Origin of the sequence: Paenibacillus sp. KS1 (assembly GCF_001680695.1) — a bacterium.
GTDB lineage: Bacteria > Bacillota > Bacilli > Paenibacillales > Paenibacillaceae > Paenibacillus_B > Paenibacillus_B suaedae.
Genome location: NZ_MAIS01000072.1, coordinates 1 through 23493, shown reverse-complemented (window position 1 = coordinate 23493; position 23493 = coordinate 1). Strand labels below are relative to the sequence as shown.

Below are 23493 nucleotides of genomic sequence, written 5' to 3'. Positions count from 1 at the left end.
TAATGTTTGAATTCATAGTAGCACCGCATGTTACCAACGTCAATATAACGTTATAATGTTTATGGATATAAAAAACGAGTTATCGTTTTTTCGCCATAACTCGTTGACTAGACACCTAATAGTTCTCTTTATTCCTCCGGAAATAACTCTCTTAATCGACGCAAAATTATCGAAACATTCCCATTTTGAATAACGGCTGCGAACATTCCTTCATTGAATCGATCGCCACGAATATAGCAGGTCATAAGTTTACGAAGCGTATCGATATCCGCTCTCCTGATCTGTTCATCGACATGATTCCTGATGTCCTGATAGATTTCGTGCTCCACGAGCCAAGCTTTCCAATCAAACACAACCAAAAATCCACTATCATCAAGCGCTTTTCGAAATGCGGTAACCACTTCACTTTCACAAGGATACCCGTTCACGATTCGAATATGTTCATGATCGGCGTCCTGAAAACAATCAATGAAAACGAGGAGTCTTTCTATTTCCGTCCTTGTTAGAATATGCGAGTTACTCAATGCGCCAACCACCCCTTATAAAAAATAATCATCTGCAAGTTGTAGATTTCCCGCTGGTACCCATCCTTCTTCGGAGTTCATCCGGTGAGTGCACCATCTCCAACCATTTAGCTCCCTATGACCCACGAGCTGATCGCCTTCATCAACATTCAATTCTCGTGCGGTATAGTCCTCAAGGACAATTGCTTCTGTCCCCTTAGTGTCAAGGAGCTGCATCGGAACCCATCCGCTGATTTTTTGGTTCCCCTCTGATTGCGTCGTGCAGAAAATCCAGTTCTCCCAATTTTCAGGCCCTTCATATTTTTCCCCCATAATGACGGATTGTCCCTTTATTAGCGTCAGCGGATTGGGATAATTGGATCTACGCTTCTTGATCACGATATAATCATTCATTTGCGCACACCTCATCATGTAATTACTGCTTCACATACGAGTATTGTACCATCATAGCCTTTCCCAGAAAAGAACAAATGTTCGATATCATGAAACGTTACTTACCCCACGTACTAGCTGCTGAGGCTGAACATTCACATCCCTCAAAACATCATTCTCGCCTTACTTGTAATACAGTTCATCGCGCTTCTTTAACGGCAAATTTTAAGGCCATCCAGTGTGGATGGCCTGCATATTGTCACAATGTATATTCATATTCTCCTTTAATCACAAAATACGAGCCTCGAATTGTTCCCGCCAATTTTGATTTCTGTCTGGCAAACTTAAACTTCCCCTCTAACTCCTGTGGTACCTCCATCCCCTCAGAAAGCTTAAATCCAACAGCTCGCTTCTTCGGGTCATCCACCGTATACATGACATTGAGCCCAAGACCATCCTCATAAAAAACGTAGGTGATTTGAATATTTTCCACTTGAAAGTGCGACGTTTCTAAAGGTTTGGCCGCAAACTCAATATCACGTTCCTCTTTCAAGATTCGGTTCACGTAATCAAGGTTCTTCTGACTTTCGCTAGCTGGTACAACCGTAAATTCATGTTTGTATTTATTCATGAAGTAACGGGCTTCGTTAGCACGTAAACCAGCAAGTGTTTCTGCTACAGGTGAAGATTCTAAACCAACCGTAGACACATTTTTAAAATCAACGATATACGACACTTCGATCCCTCATTTCTCTTTCTTTGGTTTCCTAATTCTCTTACCAAATATAATGCCAAAAATGATGATTCAAGGGAAAATTTCGACTGGCAAATTTGCTGGTTTATTAAATGGTGTTCACATAGACTGGTATTAACAAATGTCTCTCTAGATATACGACGTTGTTGCATCCAATCCCCTCATCTAGCGGGGCGAAGCAAAACGCTCCAATCCGCCAATCGCATGCTGTATTTAACCAAATTGGATCGACCGTATCGATTACGAAGGAGCAGTTCATGCAGACATTTAGCCGCTTGAAGGAGGGGAAGGCACCTTGACCATCTCTTTATTGTCAGCATGAATGCTTTTCATTCCTTCAAAAAATGGATACTCCCTGCTTAAGTATTTTTCTAACTCTCCGTTATCATGAAGAAGCTGTTTTAAGTAATATTTAGAACTGTTTATCCTTTTTTGAATTTCCTCCTGATTCTGTGTTGTCGATCCGTGTCCAGGTATGTGAGTCGTTATTTGATGATTTAGCAAAATATTTTCTGCTTTATTGATCGTATGTACATAGTCTTCATAACTGCTAAAAATGAACGGAAACTCAACATCTGACAGGTAATCTCCAGAACAAAATAGACCATATGGTTCGATCACTGTAAATAAACCATCATTCGTATGACCAGGTGCTTGATAAAATGTCAGGGTTATCGAATCTAATTCTAATTTATGTCCATCCGCTGAAACAACAATATCTACCGTTGGATATACGGGTGAATAGCTTCTATGTAAATAGTATTTTTGATCAAATTGTTTAATCTTTTGAATGCTGTCTTCTTTATTCGGATTTTCATCCAATTGTTTAGATGCAATTACCTTAGCTTCTGGAAAGGCCCCTGACCCAATAATATGGTCAAAATCGCTATGTGTGTAAATAATATATAGTTGCTTATCACCTTTCATTTTATTTATATAGCGCTTAATTTCTTCAATTTCGGCAGGCAACCAATTAGGATCTGTCATAATGATTGCTTCATTAGTTTGAATGATTGCCGTGGTAGTCATATATAGTGCACTTTGAAAAACAGTAATATTATTTTTTTGGAATTGAATCATCATGAACCTTCCTTTTCCCCTTATTATTCGTGCCATTCAAATAGGTAGCATTTTAAAGTTAATCCGTCAGTTTGCCGAACAATAATTACCTAATTTATCCACTCCAACTATAAAAGTTCGAGGAGTCTCGATAAACTCCTTCTTTTCGTTATTCTTCTAACTCCTGCAGAAATGATATGGATACTTTTGGAACAAATTTTTATCCGTTATATCTGAATAATAGTATGTGATTCATCCTTAAAATAAAGTATAGTTAGTATCTAATTAAATAATCCTCTCATTAAGGATGTGTCAGCATGCGTATTAATAAATATATAAGTGAATCTGGAAAAGCATCTAGACGAGGTGCCGATAAATTAATTACCGATGGAAGAGTTACTATTAATGGTAAACTTGCAACTATAGGAAGCCAAGTTGAAGCTGGGGATGACGTTCGAGTAGATGGCAATCCAATCTTAAACCGAGAAGCAAAGCATAATGTCTATATTGCCTTAAATAAACCTGTAGGTATCACTAGTACAACAGAAAAAGGTGTAAAGGGGAATATTGTTGATTTCGTCAACCATCCATTACGAATATTTCATATTGGGCGCCTGGATAAAGATTCCGAGGGCTTAATCCTTCTTACGAACGATGGCGACATTGTTAACGAAATTCTGCGTGCTGAAAATAAGCACGAAAAGGAATATATCGTTACAGTAGACAAGCCAATTACTCCTGAATTCTTGAAGAGGATGTCAGAGGGTGTCAAAATATTAGGTACAAAAACACTGCCTTGTAAAGTAGTTCAATTATCAAAGTTTGATTTTAAAATCATTTTAACACAGGGACTAAACCGTCAAATTCGCCGCATGTGCACTGCATTAGGATACAACGTTCGCCGATTGAAAAGAATCCGAATCATGAATATTCATTTAACCAACCTTCCTGTTGGACAATGGAGAGATTTATCCAAGAAGGAGCTATCTCAATTATTTAGAGACTTAAATTATGAGCCAAAAGAATGGTAAAAACTAAGGGACATCAGAGTCCATCCTACTTAAGGATGGACTTCCTTAACGTTTGTCGATTAACTCGATTTTTTCAAAAAATGTCTCCGCCATATTCTCCGCGCTGTCTGTAACAGCAAGTAAAGAAAAAGGACGCAATCCAGTTGTCCTTAGATGCGTCCAAAATTGAGTTCTGTTATACGGTCTTATTCTGGGAATATGATGACCATTTTTTTGCTGCCTAAATATTCAACCGAAGTATTAAGCTGCTCCGACACAAAGCGTACTGGAACAAACGTGCTGTTATTTCTCAGTAGTAAAGGAGCGTCGGACATCACAGTTTGCTGGTTTATCTTAACTTGCTTATTCCCCACAACCCAACGAATCGTTTTGCTGTCTTTTTGAATCGTTACCTCCTTCGTACTCTGGTTCCAACTTACATTTGCCCCAAGTTTCTCGGAAATGAAACGGATAGGTACGTAGGTACGGCCTGTCTGAATGAATGGCGCTGCTGTTAGATTGTAGATACTGTCGCCCACATAGGCTGTCTTGCTGCCGATCACCAAGCGTTGAGTCTTACGCTGAGACTTAATACCATAGTTATCCGCATTTAATTTTTTAAATATTTTATAGGTTTGGGTGCCTTGGCTTAAGTCCAAGTAGTTATCGTTCAACTGCAGTCCGTATCGTTCTGCCCCCGTATCCCAATGAAAATCATAACTATTATTTTGAATCGGCTCCAAATCCCACACCCGGTTGTTGTTCAAATGTAGGATTTTTAGGGCTTTCAAATTTCTTAACGGTTCCAAATTCCACACTCGGTTGTTATTCAAGTAGAGGGAATCCAACTTGTTCAAATGGTTTAATGGTTCTATATCTTTAATCTTGTTAGAAGAAAGATCCAAAGTAGACAAGTTAGTTAATTTTGCTAAAGGAGCAAGACTCTCGATGTTATTGTTGTTAGCAGAGAGACCTTCGAGATTGTTGAATCCTTCTAGCAGCTTAAGATCAGTTACCTGGTGTCCATCAATCCCCAGATATGTCAGACTTTTGGACAGCATTCGTAGCGGCGAGAAATCCTTAATTTTATTGTTAGATACATTAAGATATGTCAACTTTTTCATGTTGCCGAGAGGAGCTATGTCTTCTATCGCATTGTCGTCCATTTTCAAATACGCTAATTCTGCGGCACTAGAGAGTGCTGGAACATTCGAAATTTGATTGTGGGCGGCGCCCAACTCAATTAGACGAGGCAATTGTTTCACTACATCTAGGGATGAGACCCGATTCCAACTTATTTCTAGATATTTCAACTGCTTCAGAGCTGACAATTCCTCAATTGATGAAATTTTATTGGCTTTGAGGCTGAGAGTATGGATCTTTGAGAGTTTCTTTAGCGGTGCAAGATCAGTAATTTCATTAATGTCTAAATCGAGATCCGTGATATTGACGGCATACTCCAATCCCTGCAGATCTTTAATTCCTTTACCTGACAAAGATACAACGGTGAGAGATTCTAAATCCGCTTTGGTAAGGGGTTCATCGTCTTTTATACCTATCCATGAACGAATCGATTTTTCGAGATTTCCATCTTTAATAATCGGTTCTTGGCTAACCGCTTCCATCGAAGCTTGTCCTGGAAGGGCCAAACTTAGGAGAAAAATAAAAATAAGTAAGCTTACAGCACGTTTCTTCATGATGATCATTCCCTCTGATGACTGTATTTTGTTATCTTGAGCTACTCTTGATAAGAATAGACATAATGAATATCCGTTACGCTATCGACAAATTAGTGTAACACCTAAAGTTTTCTAAATAAATAGGAGAATGTTGGGTATCGTGAGGTTGGCTTATACATCGAATGATTAAGGAATTAATCGAACAAGTCTTATTCCCGATACATGCTTTGGATTTGCCTGAGGGTAGCAAGCATCGTACCTAGAGATCTATCATATATGGACTCAACATGTGCGCTGGATTTCAAAGGATTGAGAAATAATTTCTTGCAATCCTTCAAGTCCATCTATCGGGATACACTCTCGAGTTTCAACGTAATCAATATGATGTTCCCGATAATACTTCTTCCAAAAGGCTACCGCTCGTTGGTTTGCTGCCAACTGACAGATGGAAATCTTCCCAGAAAGCTGCCCAAGCACCTTCTCTACTGTGATCGATGCAATGTTCGTACCCCGATATTTCTTCAATATAAACAACTCTTGAACGGTATAATCAACATCTTCGGGTACAAATGGTGGCGCACAAACCAAAATGAAGCCGTCTGTACGAAATCAAGGTTCATAAATAACAATGGCAACCAGTAATGCAGCTAGAGTGAAAATGATCGCGGTTACGATACACTGTTTTCGATTGCTGGAATACTTCCATTCGATAAAAAAATTGAACGCTCCTGTAATCGCCAAAAATGATATCCAAAACATCTTCAATACGATGGTATTGGAATAGATGTAATCATAATAGTAGAAGAATACACCTAAACAGATGATCGCAAATAGAATCAAGCCCCACCATTGTAGTTTCTTGCCTTCTTCACGAATCTCCGTTTTTTCTGGCCCTATAATCAATCTGCTGAGTATCGATTTAAGCAGCACTATAAAAAGAACGATAAATGAGATCATAGATGAGTTGGGCATCGTATTCACCCCTTTATTTTTATCAGATTCGAAATTCTACATGGGTACGTTCAAGCAGTCGTATTCCTTCTACTCGCTCTTCCCCGATTTGTTGATAACTTCCCGCAGTTGATTGGCATAGGTTTTTCCTATTTCGTATCCTACTTCAGAATGATTCAGGTCGACTAGTAAGCCTTTCTTTCCTCTCTCTGCACCTAATGATAAATCGTACTTAGCAATCGTATGGTCAGAATAAGTAATGGTCATGCGATATTCTGCTGCGTAATCTAATGCGCCTGGCAATTTCGTCGCTGTATCGGTTGCCCTTTCGAACTTCTTCATGATCTGCTCATTACTACTGCTATAATTGCTGCACTTCTCCACTCGTTCCAACCCTTGACACTCTAGCTCTATAGAAACTATGGATTTACTTCCACAACCGGTAATGCCTAACAACATTAATAAAAGCAGTAATGTAAAGATTCTTTTATGCATAAGTATCAGCTCATTTCAAATAAGATTGATGTTTAGACCAGACACACTGTAGAGCAGTATTCACGAGCGTGCGAAAATTTAGGAACAATTTATGTATCGTTCAAGCAGCTTCAGAATGGCATTATATAGAAACTGATTTTATGGGGAGAGGTGCTCTTTCATGAGCTTTTACGGCACGATTGATTCCATTAAGTGGTTTACGGTCTGGGATTTAATCCTTAGCGCTTTGAATTTGTTTGTTCTGATCTGGTATGCTGTACCGATTCAGAAATATTACAGGTGGTTAGACTTTGTGCCGAGTATCGCCCTTCTTGGAGCAGTGATAAGCATTCTAGATGGGAATACTTCAGATCTATCCTTGCTCATCTATTCTTGGACATTCCTCGTATTCATTTGCACCATCAAAAAGGTATTCAAGCCTTCTCGACGCATCCTTGTTCCTAAGTATCGAATATGGCGGATTATAGTTTGTATCGTCGGGGTGATCCCGCTTGTAGCTGCACTGATGTTCGCAGGGCAATTGAGGTACAATCCGGTAAGCGACTTAAGCAGCCTGAGCTACTCCCAAGCATTTGTAAAAATGAATGAGCGACTGTCAGTGGAATACCCGTTCAGTGATTGGAAAAAAGTCAATTGGGATGCGCTAAGAAGTAAGTTCGAGCCTATCTTCCAAAAAGCTGAGAAAAACCAGGATAAAGCGCTCTATTACCAGACCTTGAAGGAATACGTCAGCTCCATTCCCGATGGTCATGTCGGTCTTAAAGAAAATAAGGCAGAGCTTAAGGCTGAAATTGGAGGCGGATTCGGCATAACCGCGATCCGGCTGGATGATGGTACGATACTCGTGAACAAGGTCATTAAGGATAGTCCTGCTGAACAGATAGGAATCAAAGTCGGTGCAGAGATTGTGACTTGGGATGGCCGTGATGCGAAAGAAGCTTATAATAACTCAGGCTTCATTGTTACCTCATTAGCTACAGAACAAGCGAAGATGCATCATCAAGGTCTGCTTATGACACGAGCCCCAATTGGCAGAGAGGTGCAAGTCGCCTTTAACAATCTAAACGAAACGAAAACCCAAAAAGTTACACTTCAGGCATACGACGACAACTTTTTAACTTTACAAAGGGAGAATGCTGGGCAGGACATCATTGAAGGTCAATTATTAAGCAGCGGGTACGGCTATTTGAAGATTAATTCTTTTCAGAAGGAGCTCTTCGCTACAAGTCTTGAAGAAATATTGAACAGCAAGTTACAAGCATATCTGGATAATCAAATGAAAGGATTGATCATTGATGTTCGAGATAATCGAGGCGGTGAGGACCAATTAGTAGCGGATATAGCCCGGCATTTTGTACAGGAGGAACGTTTTTACGAAATTACGAGCTATTATAACAGGTATACCCACAAATTCGAATTGAATCATAATGAAACTAGAACGCTCACGCCTACAAAACCATCGTTCAACGGGAAAATCATCATCTTAATCAACAGTCAAACGGTCAGCTCTGGAGAAGGAATTCCACTTGCCTTGAAAGGACTACCCAATGTCAAAATCATTGGATTTACGTCTACCAATGGCTCATTTGGTCTATACACAGCTCCGATTACCATTCAGCTGCCAGAGGGATATGTCGTACAATTGCCAGACGGCAGATCATTGAACCGCAACCATGAGATTCAAGTCGACAGCGACTTTAGCGGAAAAGGTGGCGTTACCCCAGATATTCAAATTCCGCTAACAAGAGAAACGTTTAAGGCCAAGTATGTTGATAGTATAGATGTGGAGTTGGAATATGCGATTCAAGCACTGCAATAACTTCAGATGTGACCGGTCTAATTAGATGACATAGGAAGGAGCAACCGTCTTCCATGTGTGGAAGCTGTTGCTCCTTCATTACTAACCATGTTCGCACTCCCTACTCCAGTTTCCTGTAAGCAATGAATCTATGGCTCCGCTACCTCTTGTCTACGTGAATGCGATGGGAGCGGCACTTCGATATTGCTACACTGAAGCATCTGAGCTGCTGGACTGCTGTGCAGATGAAGTTTCTCCTTTAGCAGCCTTTATCCACCTTCGTAGTCGGCGTATGCATAACGCCAATCCATAGCAAGACCCAGAGTGGCGCATTGCCAATTGCATGTGCAGCGAACGAAGCCCATGTCGAACCCGTATACTGTGCAATCCATGGTGCAATGAGCATGCCCGGAAGCATCCCGATAAAATGCCATTTTAAGCATGCATGTATCAACCAAGCCCACAGCAATCCGTTAACGACCCAAGCGTATGAACCGAATAGTTCGATTTGCAAGGGAAGCATATACCCTCTCCACATTAGCTCTTCGCTGAACATAGCAATCAAATGCAGCGGAATGAACCAAGCAAGCAGCTTCCCATTTCGACGCAGCGGTGTATGAAAAAATTCAGTAGGCGGTATGGAAAATTTCTTAAGCGGATTGAAAGGCGCCGGAAGGTATGGAGGTGGAGCAAAAAGGCGTTTGCGTGCGAAATATTTACCTACCGGTTCTAATAACTGATCAAATAAAATAGTAAAAACAACGGCTCCAATGACCCACAGCCAGTCCTGGCTATTAATGGGCGTTAAGCGAAATCGCTCTACGAAGGATGCTAGAGACAGAACGCCGCCATCTATCCAATACAGCAATATACTCAAGGGTATCAATAGAAGGACTGGTGCCCATAAAAAGAACCAAAACGAGAACAAAAGAGGGACGCCCCTGTTCACCAGCTTTGGTGTCCAAACATACAAACCGCAGTACACTAGTGCTCCTACTACTCCGCATAGTAAAATCTGACCCCACAGCGACATCCACATTCTCCCGCTTTCTACCTAAAAGTTTGTCGGTTCTTTTTTCCTATTTTTTAATTGTTGCTTTAGCTTACGTATTCGCATTTCATGTTGCGTTTCATATTGCTTTTTATGCTCATTTGTTTCAAGGTTTGAACGACAGTCCTGCTTCTTGCAAAGCATTTCTAAGCTTAGGCAATGATGCTGGGCCCATTCCGTGATACTGCATAATCTCTTTTTCACTATACTTAGCTAGCTCTGCCAACGTGGTTATTCCATTGTGCTCCAACGCACGTCTAGCAGGCGCTGAGAGAACCGCAAGGAACCCCTCCTGCGGCTTGCGCGCTTGCTCACACACCGGACAAGTCGGACAATCCGTGCTTTTATAGTATTGATGCCCCTGTTTGCAAGTTCTTAGCGTTTTATTGGATGCGGTCATAGTGGCTGTCACCTCTCCTATTGCTGTTAATAGTACGTATCTATTATACCCATCACATTATTTAAATGTTGTTCCAATCCGTCGACATCTATGACTATTTCTCATAACTCCCTTACCCATACCTTAGGCCGGGGTGCTGGTTCTCATAATATCTCCCATGATTATACATTCGATTACGTTATGACAAAAGATATTTGTTTACATCTGAGGGGGATTTAACGTTATGGGAGGAGTCAATACGTTATGAAGGATGTCTTGACATCGTCTTGACTCTCCTCTTAGGGAAGGCCTTACACTACATAATGAAGGGAGGAAGAAAACGTTTGTACACCGTAAAAGAAGTATCCGAGATGTCCAATATTACAATCAAAACGCTTCATCATTATCACAAAATCGGTCTTCTCTTACCTAGCAAGAGAAGCGAGGCTGGATATCGGTTATATGGAACGAAAGAGCTTGAACGTCTGCAAGAGATTTTATTTTACAGAGAATTAGATTTCTCCTTAGATCAAATCAAGGACATGATGGAACATCATTCAGATCGATTGTCTATTCTTGCCCAGCAAGAGGAGCTGCTCCTCCATCGTAAAGACAGATTGGACACCATTGTTCAAACATTACGTAAATCCATTGAGTGTAGTAAGGATGGTGAATCTATGGATAACAAAGAAATGTTCATAGGGTTTGCAAGCGAAAAAGAGTGGAACAAAGCGCTGATTGAACAAAATGAGTATTTGAAGGCTTCGTACGGGATGGATTCTCTGGAGGTTGCTCCTGAGGAAGTTCAGAATATCAATGAACAAGCAGTTGAAGCCATGACATTCATGAACAAAATGGCTAATTCCTTACGAGATGGAATTAAGCATAACGATGAGAAAATAGTCAGTCTTATTCGATACCATCTAGCATTTATGAATAACCATGGGCACAATACGTCTGCTAAAGAATTTGCCGCACAGACTCAATTTTTTCTTAGTGATGATTTTCATCTTAACATGCTCGAGAGTCAGCAGACTGGATTGGCTTATTATCTTGCAGCTTCGGCAGCGTCTTTCGAGACAACAAATCCATAACTCATCGCCCAGAACAAATGGGCATATAAGCTGATATATTTGATTACTAAAAAGGCCTTGATCCTGTAAATCTCAGGACTAAGGCCTCTTCATTATGTTTATCGTCTACACAACGGGCTGAAGCTCACTGTTAAGACCAAGCGTACGTTCAGTTAACGCATGAATTTCTTTAAATAGCTCCGGGTTCTCCGCAAGTGATACACCATAGGATGGTATCATTTGCTTGATTTTGGGCTCCCACTCCTTCACATACTGTGGGAAACATTGCTTAATGACCTGCAGCATGACATGAACGGCTGTTGAAGCACCTGGAGATGCACCAAGCAAAGCAGCAATCGATCCATCAGCAGCACTAATTACTTCTGTGCCGAATTGAAGTGTGCCTTTGCCGCCGTGTGTCGTATCTTTAATAACTTGCACACGCTGACCTGCCACCACCAAATCCCAATCCGCACTTTTTGCGTCCGGGACAAAGTCCCGTAAATCCTTCATGCGCTTTTCTTTGGATAACATGACTTGTTGAATAAGGTATCTTGTCAATGGGACGTTCTTCGCTCCAGCTGCAAGCATCGTGAAGAGATTATGCGGCTTCACCGATGTAATCAAATCGAACATGGAGCCCGTCTTCAAGAACTTTGGCGAGAAGCCAGCAAACGGTCCGAACAGCAATGTCTTCTTGTTATCAATATATCTAGTATCCAGATGCGGGACAGACATTGGCGGAGCGCCAACAGGAGCCTTCCCGTATACCTTGGCATGATGCTGCTCTACTATTTCCGGATTATTGCATACCATGAACAATCCACTTACCGGGAAGCCACCGATACCTTTGCCTTCAGGAATTCCTGATTTTTGCAGCAAATGAAGACTGCCACCCCCGCCGCCGATAAAGACAAACTTTGCCGAATGGCGTTCGACGGTACCGCTTTGCATATTCCGAACCTTCAGCTCCCATAAGCCATCCTTCGTCCGCTTCAGATCATCCACACTATGCTTGTATTGAATCGCAACGTTTTTGCTCTTCAGATGGTCAAGCAGTATGCGCGTTAAAGCACCAAAGTTAACATCCGTTCCGGTGTCAATTTTGGTAGCTGCCATCGGCTCATTCGTAGTTCTGCCTTTCATAATAAGCGGAATCCATTCCGATAGTTTGGCCGTATCATCGGAGAATTCCATACCTTGAAACAGCGGATTATTTGATAGCGCTTCAAAACGTTTTCTTAAAAAGGCGACATTGCTTTCCCCTTGGACTAAGCTCATATGAGGCAAGGGCATAATAAAATCCTGCGGATTACGAATTAAATTGCTGCTTACGAGATAAGCCCAGAATTGCTTTGAAAGCTGGAATTGTTCATTAATCTTAATCGCCTTGCTAATATCTATGGTTCCGTCCTTCTTCTCGACGGTGTAGTTAAGCTCACACAGCGCAGCATGCCCTGTTCCTGCATTATTCCATTCGTTAGAGCTTTCTTCTCCTGCGTTAGCGAGCTTTTCAAAAACTGTAATTTCCCAATCCGGTGCTAATTCTTTCAGCATTGTCCCCAAAGTCGCGCTCATAATTCCGGCACCAATTAAGATAACGTCTGTTTTAGTTTGTCTGTTGATCATTTTTACCGTCCTTACATGCTAATGTATTTGTAGAAAAGATATAGGCGCAGCTGCCTGCTTGACTCATTCATCCAGATAGTCAATCGGGATGCATAAAAACCAAGGCCTTCTCCCAACTACTTGCAAGGAATGTTGCTTTGGTTTGCTCCGACTCCAGTGAATAACCGCCCTGCGAGCCCCCTAGTTTGCGCTGTACTGCTTTTTTGGACTTGAAAAATGCTCTTCGCAATAACATCGTGGTACCACCAATTTTGGATTAGCGATCATCCCCAATATGCTTTTCTCACCAACGACTTGTAAACAGCAATCTTAACAGCAAAAAAAATTCAACCTGAGAGCAAAGATCCATGTTCTCAGTGGAAAGGAATATCAATTGAGACCCCTTTGTTAAACTCTAGATTCAAAAATGATTGAATCTCCTCATTTGCTGTATATCTGGGGTGCCGTGACTCCTTTAGAGGATTAATATTATCATAACATAAAAAAATCCATTTGTTAGTATTGATTTTAAACATAAATGTATGGATAGTCATTGATTTTTATTGAGATTACTGCTCTTCCTTTGGCTTAGGAATGTATTCCAGTGTGTCCCTATTTCATATGATCAAGTTTCACTCATTAATCTATAGTTTATGAAACGGTATTTCCACACCCTCATCAATAAAGATTCCTTCAGAAATATCGATATAACTCATCGTATTTCGAATCCAATACAGGTTCGGTTCCACTTTAAATAAATGGGTATCATGTTGGTCATGGAAAGAAATAATATACGAGTTTATTCCCTCTTTAATTATGAAGGATGTTTGATATTCATCAGCGAGTTGATAGGTACCTACGATATGATCAGCACTATTGAATTTCATGATACTAGGATGCTTTGGAGCATCAGGTTCTTTACTTTCACTAGCTTGGTTTAAGAATTCTAATATTTGCTGCTCGTAAAAAGGGCTTACCTCTTCATTCGTTAAGAGAACCGTCACCTCTCCGCTTGTCACAGAACATAAGCAATGCGACGAATAGCCAGGCCAACCACCAGAGTGACCAATAGAACCGTCTTGAATGATAAACCCACAACCATATGAGCTATGTAACGGTGAAGGAGTAAGGGCGCGATTCACCATTTCAAGCGATACTAATTCACCTTGAAGAAACCCTTTTACAAATCGGGCTATATCTTGAGCTGTTGCATAAATTCCTCCGTCACCATAAAAATCGTGTTTCTTATCGATATCTTTAAAAATCGGATCGTCTGTTGCATGGATATATTTCTTATTTATAAAATCAAATAGCTTACCGACAGCAGTTAGTTTCAATTTTGGCTTCGTTGTCGTGTTTTGAAGTTGAAGAGGTTGGGCGATCATTCTTTGTAAATAATCCTCATAAGAAAGTTGACTTGCCTGTTCGATAATTTTAGCTAGCAAAACATAATTTGTATTTGTATAAAGCCAACCGCTACCTGGTAGGAAATAAGGCTCCTTGTTATGTAAAATATCTTCAATTTTCTCAACTGAAGAATTATCGATATATTCTGGGATACCGGATGTATGCATCAACAAATCTTCAATCGTTACATCTATAAAGATACTTGTATCAAACCACTTTGTTAGGTTGTCTTTAAAATGAATCACCTTCTGCTCTATTAATTGAAGAACCATTACAGCAGTGTACATTTTGCTTAAAGAAGCAATGTTAAATAGTGTTTCCCCCGTAATCGGAACTGAATTCTTCATATCTGCAAAACCTATTGTTACATCTACAATTTCGTTATTGCTCGTTTCTACATAAACTGCACCATTGAACTGGATTTTTTCAAGCGTAGAATAAATAGAGTTGAACATAAGTAAGCCTCCTAAATATATTAGTCATCTAACATATTGGATGAGAAGAACTCAAATGAACTCTTCAGCTGCAATTTGTTTCAATTTTTTCGTAATTCTTTCTAACTCGTTACGTTCGGCAACAGTTAGTTTAGAAAATAAACGATCGGCCACAGAGCGCTCGACATATTCTTGCTTTTCAAAGTACTCCTCGCCTTTAATTCCTAGCGTAATAAACACTTCTCGGCGATTATCAGGATTGATAGCACGATGAATAAACTGGTTTTTCTCCATCTTCGCAATAAGCTGGCTTACTGCACTAGAACTAATGTTCATTTCTATAGCAATCTCACCTACCGTTATTTTGTTGGCAGAGTATACAATATCCAGCAACACGGCTTGCTGAGTGGTGATAGAGCTAGCTAAATATGGTTCATAGTGTTTAAAAATCAAGCGGTTAATGGCATAATCAGCTTCATTAATTTGTTTTACTTGTTCATAGATGTTCACGCAGCTCACCCTCTGAAATATGTTAGATACCTAATATATTAGAGGGGGAACTACAATAAGTCAAATTTTTCGATGATGGATTGTAGTGTGGTAGCTTTTAACCGATAGGCAATTAATGTTGACAATATAGGTCGGAATAATTATAGTTTACTAGTATCAACATTCTTCTTAGAAAGCGGGTTAAACATGACCAATCACATTGAGAACAGACAATTGAGTTTTGGACAGAAAGACGCCCCTATTAAGGTTGAGGTATTTTTGAATTTAACCTGCCCTTACTGCGCAACCTTCTTCGGCATCGCGGAAGATGTTCTGCCAGCCTACTTGGAACAAGGTCAAGTTGAATTTATCGTCAAACATTATGATAAGCCTAGAGAGATGCTGTTAAATGGAACGCTGGTTAACTTGTTCTTGGACTATAGAAATCCTGCTCGTGCAAGAGAGTTTATCAAAGAATTGTTCGAAACCCAATCCCAATGGGATCAGTTGAACAATCAGGAAATCAAAAATCTACTAGCTTCCAACTATCAACTGCAAGAAGAGCCGGATAACACGGAAATTAGCTTGCATGTCACGGCAGAAGCCATTCGCAGAAACGTGAGGATGGTTCCTACTGTATTTATCAACAATAAAGAATATCAGTTCCCAAGAGAAATTGATGCAGACGAATTGAAGGCTGAAATCGAAGCGCTGCTGGCAAAGTAATCTCTTTGTCATCATTCATTTTGTTGAATTTTTATCTATCAATTCCGATTTTACGCATATGCTTACACTACATATAAGATGCAAGCATGCACAATCTACAGGAGGACATTATGAAGCAGCATTTATCTAAATCCTATCGTCTATTGTTAACGTTAACGATCTTTGCCGTATTTCTAACCGCCTGTGGTACAGGTAAAACTGGCAATTCTGCCAATTCGGATATCGCGAAGGATGCCCAAGGAGCATCAACGAAAAAAGTGCTTCGCGTCGGGACTTCTGGCATTTATCCGCCTTTTGTATCAAAAGGTAAGGACCAAAAGCTTGAAGGCTATGATGTCGATGTATTGAATCTAGTTGGTGAAAAACTAGGCTATGAAATTGAATGGACGGTAGCTGAATTTTCCGGATTATTCGGCATGATGGACAGCGGTCGTATCGACACTATCGCCAACCTAATTGCCGTTACCGATGAACGGAAAGAAAAATATGACTTTACCGATCCCTATGCATATTATTCAGTTACTCTCGTCGTCAAAAATAACCGTGATGATATCAAGTCCATGGATGATTTGAAAGGGAAAAACCTAGGTGCCCTGCTTGGCAACAATATGCACAAGTATGCAACAAAGTGGAATGAAGAGCATGGGAATGAGATCAATATCCGTGCCTATCAAGACGTAAGCGGTACATATAAAGAAGTGGACATGGGGCGGATTGACGCCTTCATTGACAGTAACTTTGTTGCGCACTCTCGAATTAAAAAGGAAGGCTTGCCGCTGAAGATTTTCTCGGAGAAGCCTCTCTACACAACCGAGAATGCATTTCCATTTGTGAAGAGCAAAGAGAATGAAGAGTTCATTAAGCAGTTCAGCAAAGCGTTGCAAGAGTTGAAAGACTCCGGCAAATTGAAGGAGCTTTCGGACAAATGGAGTGAGATTGACGTGACGAAACCTTAAAGCTCGTCATTCAGCTCATAATTAGATGTTACAGATCCCCCTATTTCAGGGGGTTTCTTCATTCCCTATTCAAAATGAATTAAGACTACAATTGGTGGTGTCTATCCATGAATTTTGATGTGAAATATATGCTTGGGCTGTTTCCATCGCTGCTCGAATATTTGCCGCTCGTCCTGTACATCACGCTGCTGGCTTTCCTATTCGCTATTTTGCTAGGCATGGTGTTTACTTGGATCATTTCAAATAAAACGAAGATTATATATCCGATCTTGCTCGTAATTATTTCTTACTTCCGGGGAACGCCGTCCCTCATTCAAATCTTTGTATTTTATTTTGGTATGCCGCAGCTGTTCCCGTGGATGAATTCGATGGATGCAGTTACAGCCGTCATCATCGCATTAAGCTTGCGCAATGCCGCATATCTATCGGAAGTCTTCCGATCCGCGTTGGCATCGGTAGATAAAGGGCAAGCTGAAGCAGCTTTATCCGTCGGTATGACAAGATGGCAAGCAATTCGAAGAATTGTACTGCCACAAGCTGCAAGAACCGCAATCCCGCCGACCGGGAACTATTTCATTATGATTTTCAAAGAAACCTCGCTCGCCTTTACAATTGGGGTCACAGACATGTTAGGACAAGCCAAGCTGGAAGCGGCTGTTACTTATAAGTTCCTGGAGGCATTTCTGGCAGTTGGATTCATCTACTGGGTCGTCACTGCAATCTTCTCCTCGATTCAATCCCGAATCGAATGGAGAATGGAGAAGCCTTATCGATAGGAGGAGCACCATATGATTACAATCGACAATTTGCATAAAAGCTACGGAAATACCGATGTGTTAAAAGGGATCAATCTTCAAATCGATAAGGGAGAAGTTATCGCCATCATCGGCCCATCTGGCTCAGGAAAGTCCACCTTTTTACGTACGCTCAACTTATTGGAACAGCCTCAGAAAGGCAACATTACAATCGATGGTGTTCAGATCAACGCGGAGAAATATACGAAGAAGGATGTCTATCAGCTGCGACAGAAAACGGCAATGGTGTTCCAGAATTATAACCTGTTCAAACATAAAACAGCTCTGGAGAACGTTACGGAATCCCTAATCGTCACTCGCAAGATGAATAAAGCGCAGGCTGTAGAGATCGGCATGAAATTGCTGCACGAGGTCGGATTGGAAGGCAGAGAGCATCATTATCCGGCCGCGCTCTCAGGTGGTCAGCAGCAGCGAGTAGGTATCGCCAGAGCATTAGCGCTTGATCCCTATGTGATCTTATTCGATGAACCTACATCGTCATTAGATCCGGAATTAGTGGAAGAAGTGCTGCATGTCATTAAGGAAGTTACGAAGAAAAATACGACCATGATTATCGTTACGCACGAGATGGATTTTGCTCGAAATGTAGCCGACCGCGTCATTTTCATGGCTGATGGTCGCATTATCGAGGAAGGAACACCCGAGGAGCTATTTTTGCACACGCAAAATGAAAGAACCAAGAAGTTTATTAGAAATTACGTCAACACGCTCAATGGATATTCAACGGAATATTCGATATAAAGCCCCTCTTCTCAATGTTACATCGACACTGCTGGCATCATCATTGTCAGCAGCGTCTGTGCAAGTAATAAAAAGTTCACTTCTAAAAGGGATATTTTACATACATTAGATGGTTCTATTAATTGGCCATCCATCTGCATGGAGTAAATATAGGTATTAGACCGAGCAGCATCAAGCTGTTGCTCACGAATGCTCCACAGCCGTTGCCTCGTACTTTAATTTTCCGTTTTTTACTACAAGTTATGATTATTAGGTTGAGCCCTTTTTCCGTAAGTTAATTTTTGTCTTTCACAAATGTGACCACATTAATTTCCCCTATCTTCAGCCATTCCAGCGAATTTCAGAGGTATTATACGTAGGGTTATTCAACTGTCATCTTTTTCAAATGCAGTTCTCGCAACATTAAAAACATAGGCAGCCCAAAAGAAACTCCTACAGTTAATGTGCCAAGTATCGGAACCCAGCACAAACTCATTTTCATCCCGGTTCGTTTTCCCTCGTATCGAATGAACACTAATAATACGATCGCAGATACAATGACATCTAACCAGGCAAATGAGCCAATTCGGGTTCTCGCTGCTTCTTCGATAAGCAAAGGTAACTGCAATCCATGTTCGTATATCCAGGGAATGAGCTGAGAGTACGGCAGCACAATCCCAAGCAACGCTAAGACCCCATATAGAACCTTCATCTGATTCCCCCACTAAAATAATGACATCAGCTTTATGAAACAGGCTATGGCTTCACCGCACGCCAGATGTATTTCTGCTCCTTGAACCCAATTCTCCCGTTGATCATGTTCTCGTCTAATTTCTTAGCGAGCTCATCCTTCAATTCTGGTACCGTATAGTCTGGATTTCCAGGTATGTCAGAGAGGAGCATCACCAAACGGCATATCTGATTTGGTCGTGGCATAAGCTTCTCGCGATCATATCTTACCAATCGATTCCCATCGGCCGCCTCCTCATTCGATATTCATAGGCATTTGCATAATTAAACCTTCTATGACCAAGGAATAACTGCATATATCATACTATTGGATTCCATATTGAACCATATCCGAATAATAGCTGGAATACAAGCCTTGAATCACAAAAAAAGCCTGCAACAATTATTGCAGACTGATTCATCGGTGTTTCCTCATGATGTATTCCATTAACTCATACTGTCAGAAGAAAATAAAGTTCTAGACTGAAAAATAAAGTGGTAGACTGACGATACTTCATTAAGTTAACGGGCAGAATTACACAATACAGTCGCCCAGGGCTGTGATAAAATAGCACAATAAAACATGGTCAAATTTGTAAAACGATCGCACGCACTGACAGTATATTATTGTTCGGTCGTAATACTCTGTTCATAGAAGGAGTTATGCCGCCCTGGGCCAGAATTTTCAGCCATACATCTTGCCCAATTCTATTTATATCCAACTCATTGAAGCCAAAATTAAGAACTTGTGTCATTGCTTCGGTTATTAAGAGCATATCCAATTTCCGTACGGTGATGGGCTCCGTAACTCCCATTTTACACGAAAACTCGCATGGGCCTTTTTTTACTGCCGCATTTCATATTACAATCCGTCTTTTAAAAAGAAGGAGGAGATTTTTATGCTGTTTATGTTGATTGTAAAAGCCTCGAAGAATTCGGAAGCCGGAAATCTTCCGAGCCCTGAGCTCATGGAAGCCATGGATAAGTACAATGAGGAATTAGTTAAGGCAGGCGTGCGGGTTATGGCGAAAGGACTTCATCCAAGTTCAAATGGGATTCGCCTTTCGTTTCCGAAACCAGGGGAAAAGCCAGTGGTTACGGATGGCCCATTTACGGAAACGAAAGAATTGATTGCCGGGTTCATTCTGATTGATGTGAAGTCGAGAGAAGAAGCCATCGAGTGGGCCATGCGGATGCCGGACCCGCAAGGACATGGGGAAGGTCAGATTGAATTGCGTCAAGTATTTTAGTAGGCTTTGTACATTTGAAATCATAAACATCTCGCTAAGTTAATGAGAACGTTAGTTCCATGGAACAGCGACAGTCTAGGACTTTATTCTCTCGTCCTTAGCTGTCGCTGTTCTTATTTCCAGGTCAGTCTAAAACTATTTTATGGAGTCTGGTGGTATGACAATTCGAAAAGTCGAATGGAATAAAGACACATATACAGGAAAATCGCTGATGCCTTTTGCCAATGATTATTTTGTACTAGTCGTTACCAGTATCTTGATCATAATCGGAGCCAGCGGATTCCCTGGACTTATTGGTATTAAAGGATATGTCCCCCTGCCCACCCTCATATAATTCTAAAAAACCACCCCGGAGGTACCATGCAAATGAGTGATGTGCTAAGAGCAGTGGATGATGAAATAGAGCGGCTGACGAAAACACTTATCGAACAGCAGCGACAGGATGGATCTTGGCGTTTTTGCTTTGAAAACGGGACGTCAGTTGATGCTTATGTGATTATTCTCTTTCGATTGCTGAACGTTCCAAATGAAGAATTGATTAGGCAGCTGCATGACCGGATTCTTGCCGCGCAGCAGCCAGATGGATGCTGGAGACTGTTCACCGATGAAGAAGAAGGGAACTTGTCCGCTTCGGTTGAAGCCTATTACGCTCTGCTCTATTCCGGGTACAGCCAGACGGCAGATGAACCTATTCAGCGGGCCAGGCGATATATTTTATCCAAAGGCGGACTTGGAAAAGTGACCAACATCATGACCACAGCCATCCTCGCCGCCACAGGTCAGAGGAAATGGCCTGCATCCATCTCGTCCATTCCGCTCGAGGTTGTTCTTTTTCCAACTTATTTTCCGATTAATATTTATGATTTCTCAGGATACTCAAGGGTTCATCTTATCCCAATGCTCATTATGGGCGACAAGCAGTTCTCGATGACCTCTGCTCATACACCAGATCTATCTGATCTCTATGTTCGAACGATGGACGAGGAAGATCCTCTCCCCCGCAGTTTCCAGGAGATACAAAACATGATAAAGGAAGGGCTAAAACTGCTTATCGGCACCCCCCGTTATATCCACGAAGCAGCTACAACCAAGGCCGAGCAGTTCATGTTAAAAAGGATTGAAGCCGATGGTACCCTCTACAGCTATGCTAACAGTACAATTCTCATGATTCTCGCCCTGCTTGCCCTGGGGTATGATCAGCAGCATCCTCTCATCACCCGTTCCATTCAGGGACTTACCGACATGCAGTTCCATTATAACGGGACAACTACAATGCAGAACTCCCCGTCAACCGTATGGGATACCGCTCTGCTTGCCTACACATTGCAGGAAGCCGGAATCGCCGCTGATCATCTAACGATCCGGCGTGCCGCCACGTATCTGCTATCCAAACAGCAGGATAAGACTGCCGATTGGAGCATTCATAACCCGAACACCATTTCCGGGGGCTGGGGATTCTCGGAGACCAATACGATCAATCCCGATGTGGATGATACAACCGCAGCTCTACGGGCGATCAGGAGGTTATCTAATACCAATTCTACTTACCTGGAATCTTGGAATCGCGGACTGAATTGGGCTCTATCCATGCAAAATAAAGACGGAGGCTGGCCCGCATTTGAGAAAAATACAGACAACGAAATACTCACCTGGCTCGCCATAGACGGCGCCAAATCTGCGGCCATTGATCCCTCGGAGGCTGATCTTACAGGGCGCACCTTAGAGTATCTCGGGAACTTTGCCAGACTCGATATCCGACACGAATTCATCAAACGGGGAACAAATTGGCTAGTCCGCCACCAAGAGAAGGATGGATCCTGGTACGGAAGATGGGGCGTTTGTTATATCTACGGCACCTGGGCAGCACTAACGGGCTTGGCAGCGGTCGGTCTTCCAGCTAGCCATGGACCCTTACAACTAGGAGCCCGTTGGCTTCTAGATATCCAAAACCCGGACGGCGGATGGGGCGAATCCTGTAAAAGCGATCGACTGCGGCACTATGTGCCCTTAGGAGAGAGCACTCCTTCTCAAACCGCATGGGCGTTAGACGCCCTAATCGCTGTTCAGACACAGCCAACACCAGAGGTCGATCAAGGAATCCATAGACTTATCGCATTACTCCATGAAGACGACTGGAAGAGCACTTATCCTACAGGTGCCGGCCTCCCCGGTTACTTCTATTCTCATTATCACAGTTATCGCTATATCTGGCCGCTTCTGACGCTGAGCCACTATAAGAAGCGATTTGGAAATCCATAGATCTAAAAAAGAACGGCGCCGCAATCGCTGCGGGCCGTTCTCGTTTTTCCATTGGGAGTTTTACAACTATCGCGTTATTTGGCCTACGATTATAAACTTGAGCACTATTCTGTGAGGATATCCATTTATTAATCACGAAATCCTAAAATATTCCATTTTTTCTCCAAGAATATAGTGTGAGAACCACATCAAATTCTGCTTCATAATAGCCATATTAATTCCTGGCTGGTCAGAACTATATGCCATTCCTTTAAATATAATTAACTCTGTATCAACTCCCATGTCCCTTAATCCTTGATATAACTCATATGCATTGGAAATTGGAATTCTTGCATCCTTTTCGCCATGTTGGATTAAGGTGGGCGTACAGGCTGATTTAATATACGTCATTGGTGATGTTTTCGTATATATCTCTGGATCATTCCATGGATTATTTCCTAAATGCATCTTAATAAAGTAAGGTATATCTGTATTTACATAATGAGTACTCCAATTCGTTATTCCACCCCCAACTGAAATAGCTTTAAATCTACTACTATATGTAGAACAGAAAGCTGATATATATCCCCCGTTGCTCCATCCCATAACTCCTACTCTATCTTTATCTACAATCCCTTTGTCTACTAGTTTATCCACTCCAGATATAACATCTTCGTAATCGGAAATTCCCAGTTTTCTATAGTTTGCTTGTAAAAATTCATTACCATAACCCGAACTTCCCCTGTAGTTTGGTTCTAAAACGATAAAGCCTTTTTCGATAAACTGTTCAATCGGATATTTCTCATTAAAACAGTCAGAAAATATAGGAAATGATGCCCAAGCCGGTCCACCATGGATTACCACTAATAAGGGATATTTTTTATTTGCGTCAATTTCTACTGGGGTTGATAAAACACCTTCTATTTCAAGACCATCACTACTCTTCCTCATAAGCCCCTTAATGAACTTGGACACT

Annotated in this window: 27 protein-coding genes; 10 read left to right on the top strand and 17 right to left on the bottom strand. The window is 41.4% G+C overall.

Annotated features, from left to right (window positions below):
- Positions 1 to 128: 128 nt before the first annotated feature.
- The 4 genes from BBG47_RS20735 to BBG47_RS20720 all read right to left on the bottom strand — a co-directional run bounded on the left by BBG47_RS20735 (position 129) and on the right by BBG47_RS20720 (position 2730).
- A complete protein-coding gene (locus BBG47_RS20735; protein WP_065293305.1) occupies positions 129 to 524 on the bottom strand; it encodes a DUF6508 domain-containing protein in 396 nt (131 codons plus the stop codon).
- Between the two features lie 15 nt (positions 525 to 539).
- Complete coding sequence (locus BBG47_RS20730) at positions 540 to 917, bottom strand: SH3 domain-containing protein (RefSeq protein WP_083189499.1); 378 nt, start codon at positions 915 to 917, stop codon at positions 540 to 542.
- A 238-nt stretch (positions 918 to 1155) separates the two neighbouring features.
- Positions 1156 to 1632 carry a phage tail protein gene (locus BBG47_RS20725; protein ID WP_065293304.1) on the bottom strand — a complete coding sequence of 159 codons (477 nt, stop codon included), beginning with the start codon at positions 1630 to 1632 and terminating at the stop codon, positions 1156 to 1158.
- A gap of 285 nt (positions 1633 to 1917) precedes the next feature.
- The gene (locus BBG47_RS20720) at positions 1918 to 2730 is read right to left on the bottom strand and encodes an MBL fold metallo-hydrolase (protein ID WP_065293303.1); all 813 of its coding nucleotides are present in this window, start codon (positions 2728 to 2730) and stop codon (positions 1918 to 1920) included.
- A gap of 296 nt (positions 2731 to 3026) precedes the next feature.
- On the opposite strand from BBG47_RS20720, the gene rluF reads away from it, so the two are divergent.
- Positions 3027 to 3740, top strand: coding sequence for a 23S rRNA pseudouridine(2604) synthase RluF (rluF, locus tag BBG47_RS20715; protein ID WP_065293302.1), 714 nt, complete (start codon positions 3027 to 3029; stop codon positions 3738 to 3740).
- Between the two features lie 185 nt (positions 3741 to 3925).
- On the opposite strand, the gene BBG47_RS20710 is transcribed toward rluF, so the two are convergent.
- The 4 genes from BBG47_RS20710 to BBG47_RS20695 form a co-directional block, all read right to left on the bottom strand.
- Positions 3926 to 5416 (bottom strand): leucine-rich repeat domain-containing protein, encoded by a 1491-nt coding sequence (locus tag BBG47_RS20710; protein ID WP_065293301.1) that lies wholly within the window; start codon positions 5414 to 5416, stop codon positions 3926 to 3928.
- Between the two features lie 264 nt (positions 5417 to 5680).
- Positions 5681 to 5923, bottom strand: coding sequence for a hypothetical protein (locus tag BBG47_RS20705; RefSeq protein ID WP_065293300.1), 243 nt, complete (start codon positions 5921 to 5923; stop codon positions 5681 to 5683).
- Positions 5924 to 6007: 84 nt separating this feature from the next.
- On the bottom strand, positions 6008 to 6370 hold the full coding sequence (locus tag BBG47_RS20700) for a DUF4181 domain-containing protein (protein WP_065293299.1): 363 nt from the start codon (positions 6368 to 6370) through the stop codon (positions 6008 to 6010).
- Positions 6371 to 6439: 69 nt separating this feature from the next.
- Positions 6440 to 6808: a YhfM domain-containing protein gene (locus BBG47_RS20695; protein WP_483310748.1), complete on the bottom strand. Its 369-nt coding sequence runs from the start codon at positions 6806 to 6808 to the stop codon at positions 6440 to 6442.
- A 196-nt stretch (positions 6809 to 7004) separates the two neighbouring features.
- Here BBG47_RS20695 and BBG47_RS20690 point away from each other — a divergent pair, with 196 nt between their 5' ends.
- A complete protein-coding gene (locus BBG47_RS20690; RefSeq protein ID WP_065293298.1) occupies positions 7005 to 8663 on the top strand; it encodes a S41 family peptidase in 1659 nt (552 codons plus the stop codon).
- A 238-nt stretch (positions 8664 to 8901) separates the two neighbouring features.
- On the opposite strand, the gene BBG47_RS20685 is transcribed toward BBG47_RS20690, so the two are convergent.
- Together BBG47_RS20685 and BBG47_RS20680 are read right to left on the bottom strand one after the other, a co-directional pair.
- Positions 8902 to 9675: a CPBP family intramembrane glutamic endopeptidase gene (locus BBG47_RS20685; protein WP_175400597.1), complete on the bottom strand. Its 774-nt coding sequence runs from the start codon at positions 9673 to 9675 to the stop codon at positions 8902 to 8904.
- A 124-nt stretch (positions 9676 to 9799) separates the two neighbouring features.
- On the bottom strand, positions 9800 to 10093 hold the full coding sequence (locus BBG47_RS20680) for an RNA polymerase alpha subunit C-terminal domain-containing protein (RefSeq protein ID WP_065293296.1): 294 nt from the start codon (positions 10091 to 10093) through the stop codon (positions 9800 to 9802).
- Between the two features lie 302 nt (positions 10094 to 10395).
- On the opposite strand from BBG47_RS20680, the gene BBG47_RS20675 reads away from it, so the two are divergent.
- Positions 10396 to 11166: a MerR family transcriptional regulator gene (locus BBG47_RS20675; RefSeq protein WP_065293295.1), complete on the top strand. Its 771-nt coding sequence runs from the start codon at positions 10396 to 10398 to the stop codon at positions 11164 to 11166.
- 105 nt (positions 11167 to 11271) lie between these two features.
- On the opposite strand, the gene BBG47_RS20670 is transcribed toward BBG47_RS20675, so the two are convergent.
- From BBG47_RS20670 to BBG47_RS20660, 4 genes are all read right to left on the bottom strand, one after another.
- Complete coding sequence (locus BBG47_RS20670) at positions 11272 to 12774, bottom strand: malate:quinone oxidoreductase (RefSeq protein ID WP_065293294.1); 1503 nt, start codon at positions 12772 to 12774, stop codon at positions 11272 to 11274.
- Positions 12775 to 12853: 79 nt separating this feature from the next.
- Positions 12854 to 13009, bottom strand: coding sequence for a hypothetical protein (locus BBG47_RS30050; protein WP_155987265.1), 156 nt, complete (start codon positions 13007 to 13009; stop codon positions 12854 to 12856).
- Between the two features lie 388 nt (positions 13010 to 13397).
- Positions 13398 to 14615 carry a serine hydrolase domain-containing protein gene (locus tag BBG47_RS20665; RefSeq protein ID WP_065293293.1) on the bottom strand — a complete coding sequence of 406 codons (1218 nt, stop codon included), beginning with the start codon at positions 14613 to 14615 and terminating at the stop codon, positions 13398 to 13400.
- Between the two features lie 51 nt (positions 14616 to 14666).
- Positions 14667 to 15104: a MarR family winged helix-turn-helix transcriptional regulator gene (locus tag BBG47_RS20660; protein WP_065293292.1), complete on the bottom strand. Its 438-nt coding sequence runs from the start codon at positions 15102 to 15104 to the stop codon at positions 14667 to 14669.
- 186 nt (positions 15105 to 15290) lie between these two features.
- On the opposite strand from BBG47_RS20660, the gene BBG47_RS20655 reads away from it, so the two are divergent.
- The 4 genes from BBG47_RS20655 (at position 15291) to BBG47_RS20640 (ending at position 18321) form a co-directional block, all read left to right on the top strand.
- Entirely contained in the window at positions 15291 to 15809 is a 519-nt protein-coding gene (locus BBG47_RS20655) for a thioredoxin domain-containing protein (protein WP_065293291.1), read from the top strand.
- A 110-nt stretch (positions 15810 to 15919) separates the two neighbouring features.
- The gene (locus BBG47_RS20650; protein ID WP_065293290.1) at positions 15920 to 16765 is read left to right on the top strand and encodes a transporter substrate-binding domain-containing protein; all 846 of its coding nucleotides are present in this window, start codon (positions 15920 to 15922) and stop codon (positions 16763 to 16765) included.
- A 107-nt stretch (positions 16766 to 16872) separates the two neighbouring features.
- Entirely contained in the window at positions 16873 to 17541 is a 669-nt protein-coding gene (locus tag BBG47_RS20645; protein WP_065293289.1) for an amino acid ABC transporter permease, read from the top strand.
- A 12-nt stretch (positions 17542 to 17553) separates the two neighbouring features.
- Positions 17554 to 18321 (top strand): amino acid ABC transporter ATP-binding protein, encoded by a 768-nt coding sequence (locus tag BBG47_RS20640; protein ID WP_065293288.1) that lies wholly within the window; start codon positions 17554 to 17556, stop codon positions 18319 to 18321.
- Positions 18322 to 18682: 361 nt separating this feature from the next.
- On the opposite strand, the gene BBG47_RS20635 is transcribed toward BBG47_RS20640, so the two are convergent.
- Together BBG47_RS20635 and BBG47_RS20630 are read right to left on the bottom strand one after the other, a co-directional pair.
- Positions 18683 to 19012, bottom strand: coding sequence for a DUF2834 domain-containing protein (locus tag BBG47_RS20635; protein ID WP_065293287.1), 330 nt, complete (start codon positions 19010 to 19012; stop codon positions 18683 to 18685).
- 44 nt (positions 19013 to 19056) lie between these two features.
- A complete protein-coding gene (locus tag BBG47_RS20630) occupies positions 19057 to 19236 on the bottom strand; it encodes a hypothetical protein (protein ID WP_175400596.1) in 180 nt (59 codons plus the stop codon).
- A gap of 692 nt (positions 19237 to 19928) precedes the next feature.
- Here BBG47_RS20630 and BBG47_RS20620 point away from each other — a divergent pair.
- The 3 genes from BBG47_RS20620 to shc all read left to right on the top strand — a co-directional run bounded on the left by BBG47_RS20620 (position 19929) and on the right by shc (position 22538).
- A complete protein-coding gene (locus BBG47_RS20620; RefSeq protein ID WP_065293284.1) occupies positions 19929 to 20279 on the top strand; it encodes a YciI family protein in 351 nt (116 codons plus the stop codon).
- 157 nt (positions 20280 to 20436) lie between these two features.
- The gene (locus tag BBG47_RS30045) at positions 20437 to 20613 is read left to right on the top strand and encodes a hypothetical protein (protein ID WP_175400595.1); all 177 of its coding nucleotides are present in this window, start codon (positions 20437 to 20439) and stop codon (positions 20611 to 20613) included.
- 32 nt (positions 20614 to 20645) lie between these two features.
- Entirely contained in the window at positions 20646 to 22538 is a 1893-nt protein-coding gene (shc, locus tag BBG47_RS20615) for a squalene--hopene cyclase (protein ID WP_065293283.1), read from the top strand.
- Positions 22539 to 22670: 132 nt separating this feature from the next.
- Here the strand turns inward: shc and BBG47_RS20610 are convergent.
- A partial coding sequence (locus BBG47_RS20610; RefSeq protein WP_139070735.1) for an alpha/beta hydrolase family protein occupies positions 22671 to 23493 on the bottom strand: 823 nt, incomplete at its 5' end.

Coding starts and splice junctions, on each gene's coding strand:
- BBG47_RS20700 (WP_065293299.1), bottom strand. CDS start 6,370: ATGCCCAACTCATCTATGATCTCATTTATCGTTCTTTTTATAGTGCTG.
- BBG47_RS20665 (WP_065293293.1), bottom strand. CDS start 14,615: ATGTTCAACTCTATTTATTCTACGCTTGAAAAAATCCAGTTCAATGGT.
- BBG47_RS20680 (WP_065293296.1), bottom strand. CDS start 10,093: ATGACCGCATCCAATAAAACGCTAAGAACTTGCAAACAGGGGCATCAA.
- BBG47_RS20645 (WP_065293289.1), top strand. CDS start 16,873: ATGAATTTTGATGTGAAATATATGCTTGGGCTGTTTCCATCGCTGCTC.
- BBG47_RS20650 (WP_065293290.1), top strand. CDS start 15,920: ATGAAGCAGCATTTATCTAAATCCTATCGTCTATTGTTAACGTTAACG.
- BBG47_RS20675 (WP_065293295.1), top strand. CDS start 10,396: ATGAAGGGAGGAAGAAAACGTTTGTACACCGTAAAAGAAGTATCCGAG.
- BBG47_RS20710 (WP_065293301.1), bottom strand. CDS start 5,416: ATGAAGAAACGTGCTGTAAGCTTACTTATTTTTATTTTTCTCCTAAGT.
- BBG47_RS30050 (WP_155987265.1), bottom strand. CDS start 13,009: ATGTTATTGCGAAGAGCATTTTTCAAGTCCAAAAAAGCAGTACAGCGC.
- BBG47_RS20635 (WP_065293287.1), bottom strand. CDS start 19,012: ATGAAGGTTCTATATGGGGTCTTAGCGTTGCTTGGGATTGTGCTGCCG.
- BBG47_RS20670 (WP_065293294.1), bottom strand. CDS start 12,774: ATGATCAACAGACAAACTAAAACAGACGTTATCTTAATTGGTGCCGGA.
- BBG47_RS20655 (WP_065293291.1), top strand. CDS start 15,291: ATGACCAATCACATTGAGAACAGACAATTGAGTTTTGGACAGAAAGAC.
- shc (WP_065293283.1), top strand. CDS start 20,646: ATGAGTGATGTGCTAAGAGCAGTGGATGATGAAATAGAGCGGCTGACG.
- BBG47_RS20720 (WP_065293303.1), bottom strand. CDS start 2,730: ATGATTCAATTCCAAAAAAATAATATTACTGTTTTTCAAAGTGCACTA.
- BBG47_RS20690 (WP_065293298.1), top strand. CDS start 7,005: ATGAGCTTTTACGGCACGATTGATTCCATTAAGTGGTTTACGGTCTGG.
- BBG47_RS20685 (WP_175400597.1), bottom strand. CDS start 9,675: ATGTCGCTGTGGGGTCAGATTTTACTATGCGGAGTAGTAGGAGCACTA.
- BBG47_RS30045 (WP_175400595.1), top strand. CDS start 20,437: ATGACAATTCGAAAAGTCGAATGGAATAAAGACACATATACAGGAAAA.
- BBG47_RS20730 (WP_083189499.1), bottom strand. CDS start 917: ATGAATGATTATATCGTGATCAAGAAGCGTAGATCCAATTATCCCAAT.
- BBG47_RS20620 (WP_065293284.1), top strand. CDS start 19,929: ATGCTGTTTATGTTGATTGTAAAAGCCTCGAAGAATTCGGAAGCCGGA.
- BBG47_RS20630 (WP_175400596.1), bottom strand. CDS start 19,236: ATGCCACGACCAAATCAGATATGCCGTTTGGTGATGCTCCTCTCTGAC.
- rluF (WP_065293302.1), top strand. CDS start 3,027: ATGCGTATTAATAAATATATAAGTGAATCTGGAAAAGCATCTAGACGA.
- BBG47_RS20640 (WP_065293288.1), top strand. CDS start 17,554: ATGATTACAATCGACAATTTGCATAAAAGCTACGGAAATACCGATGTG.
- BBG47_RS20695 (WP_483310748.1), bottom strand. CDS start 6,808: ATGTTGTTAGGCATTACCGGTTGTGGAAGTAAATCCATAGTTTCTATA.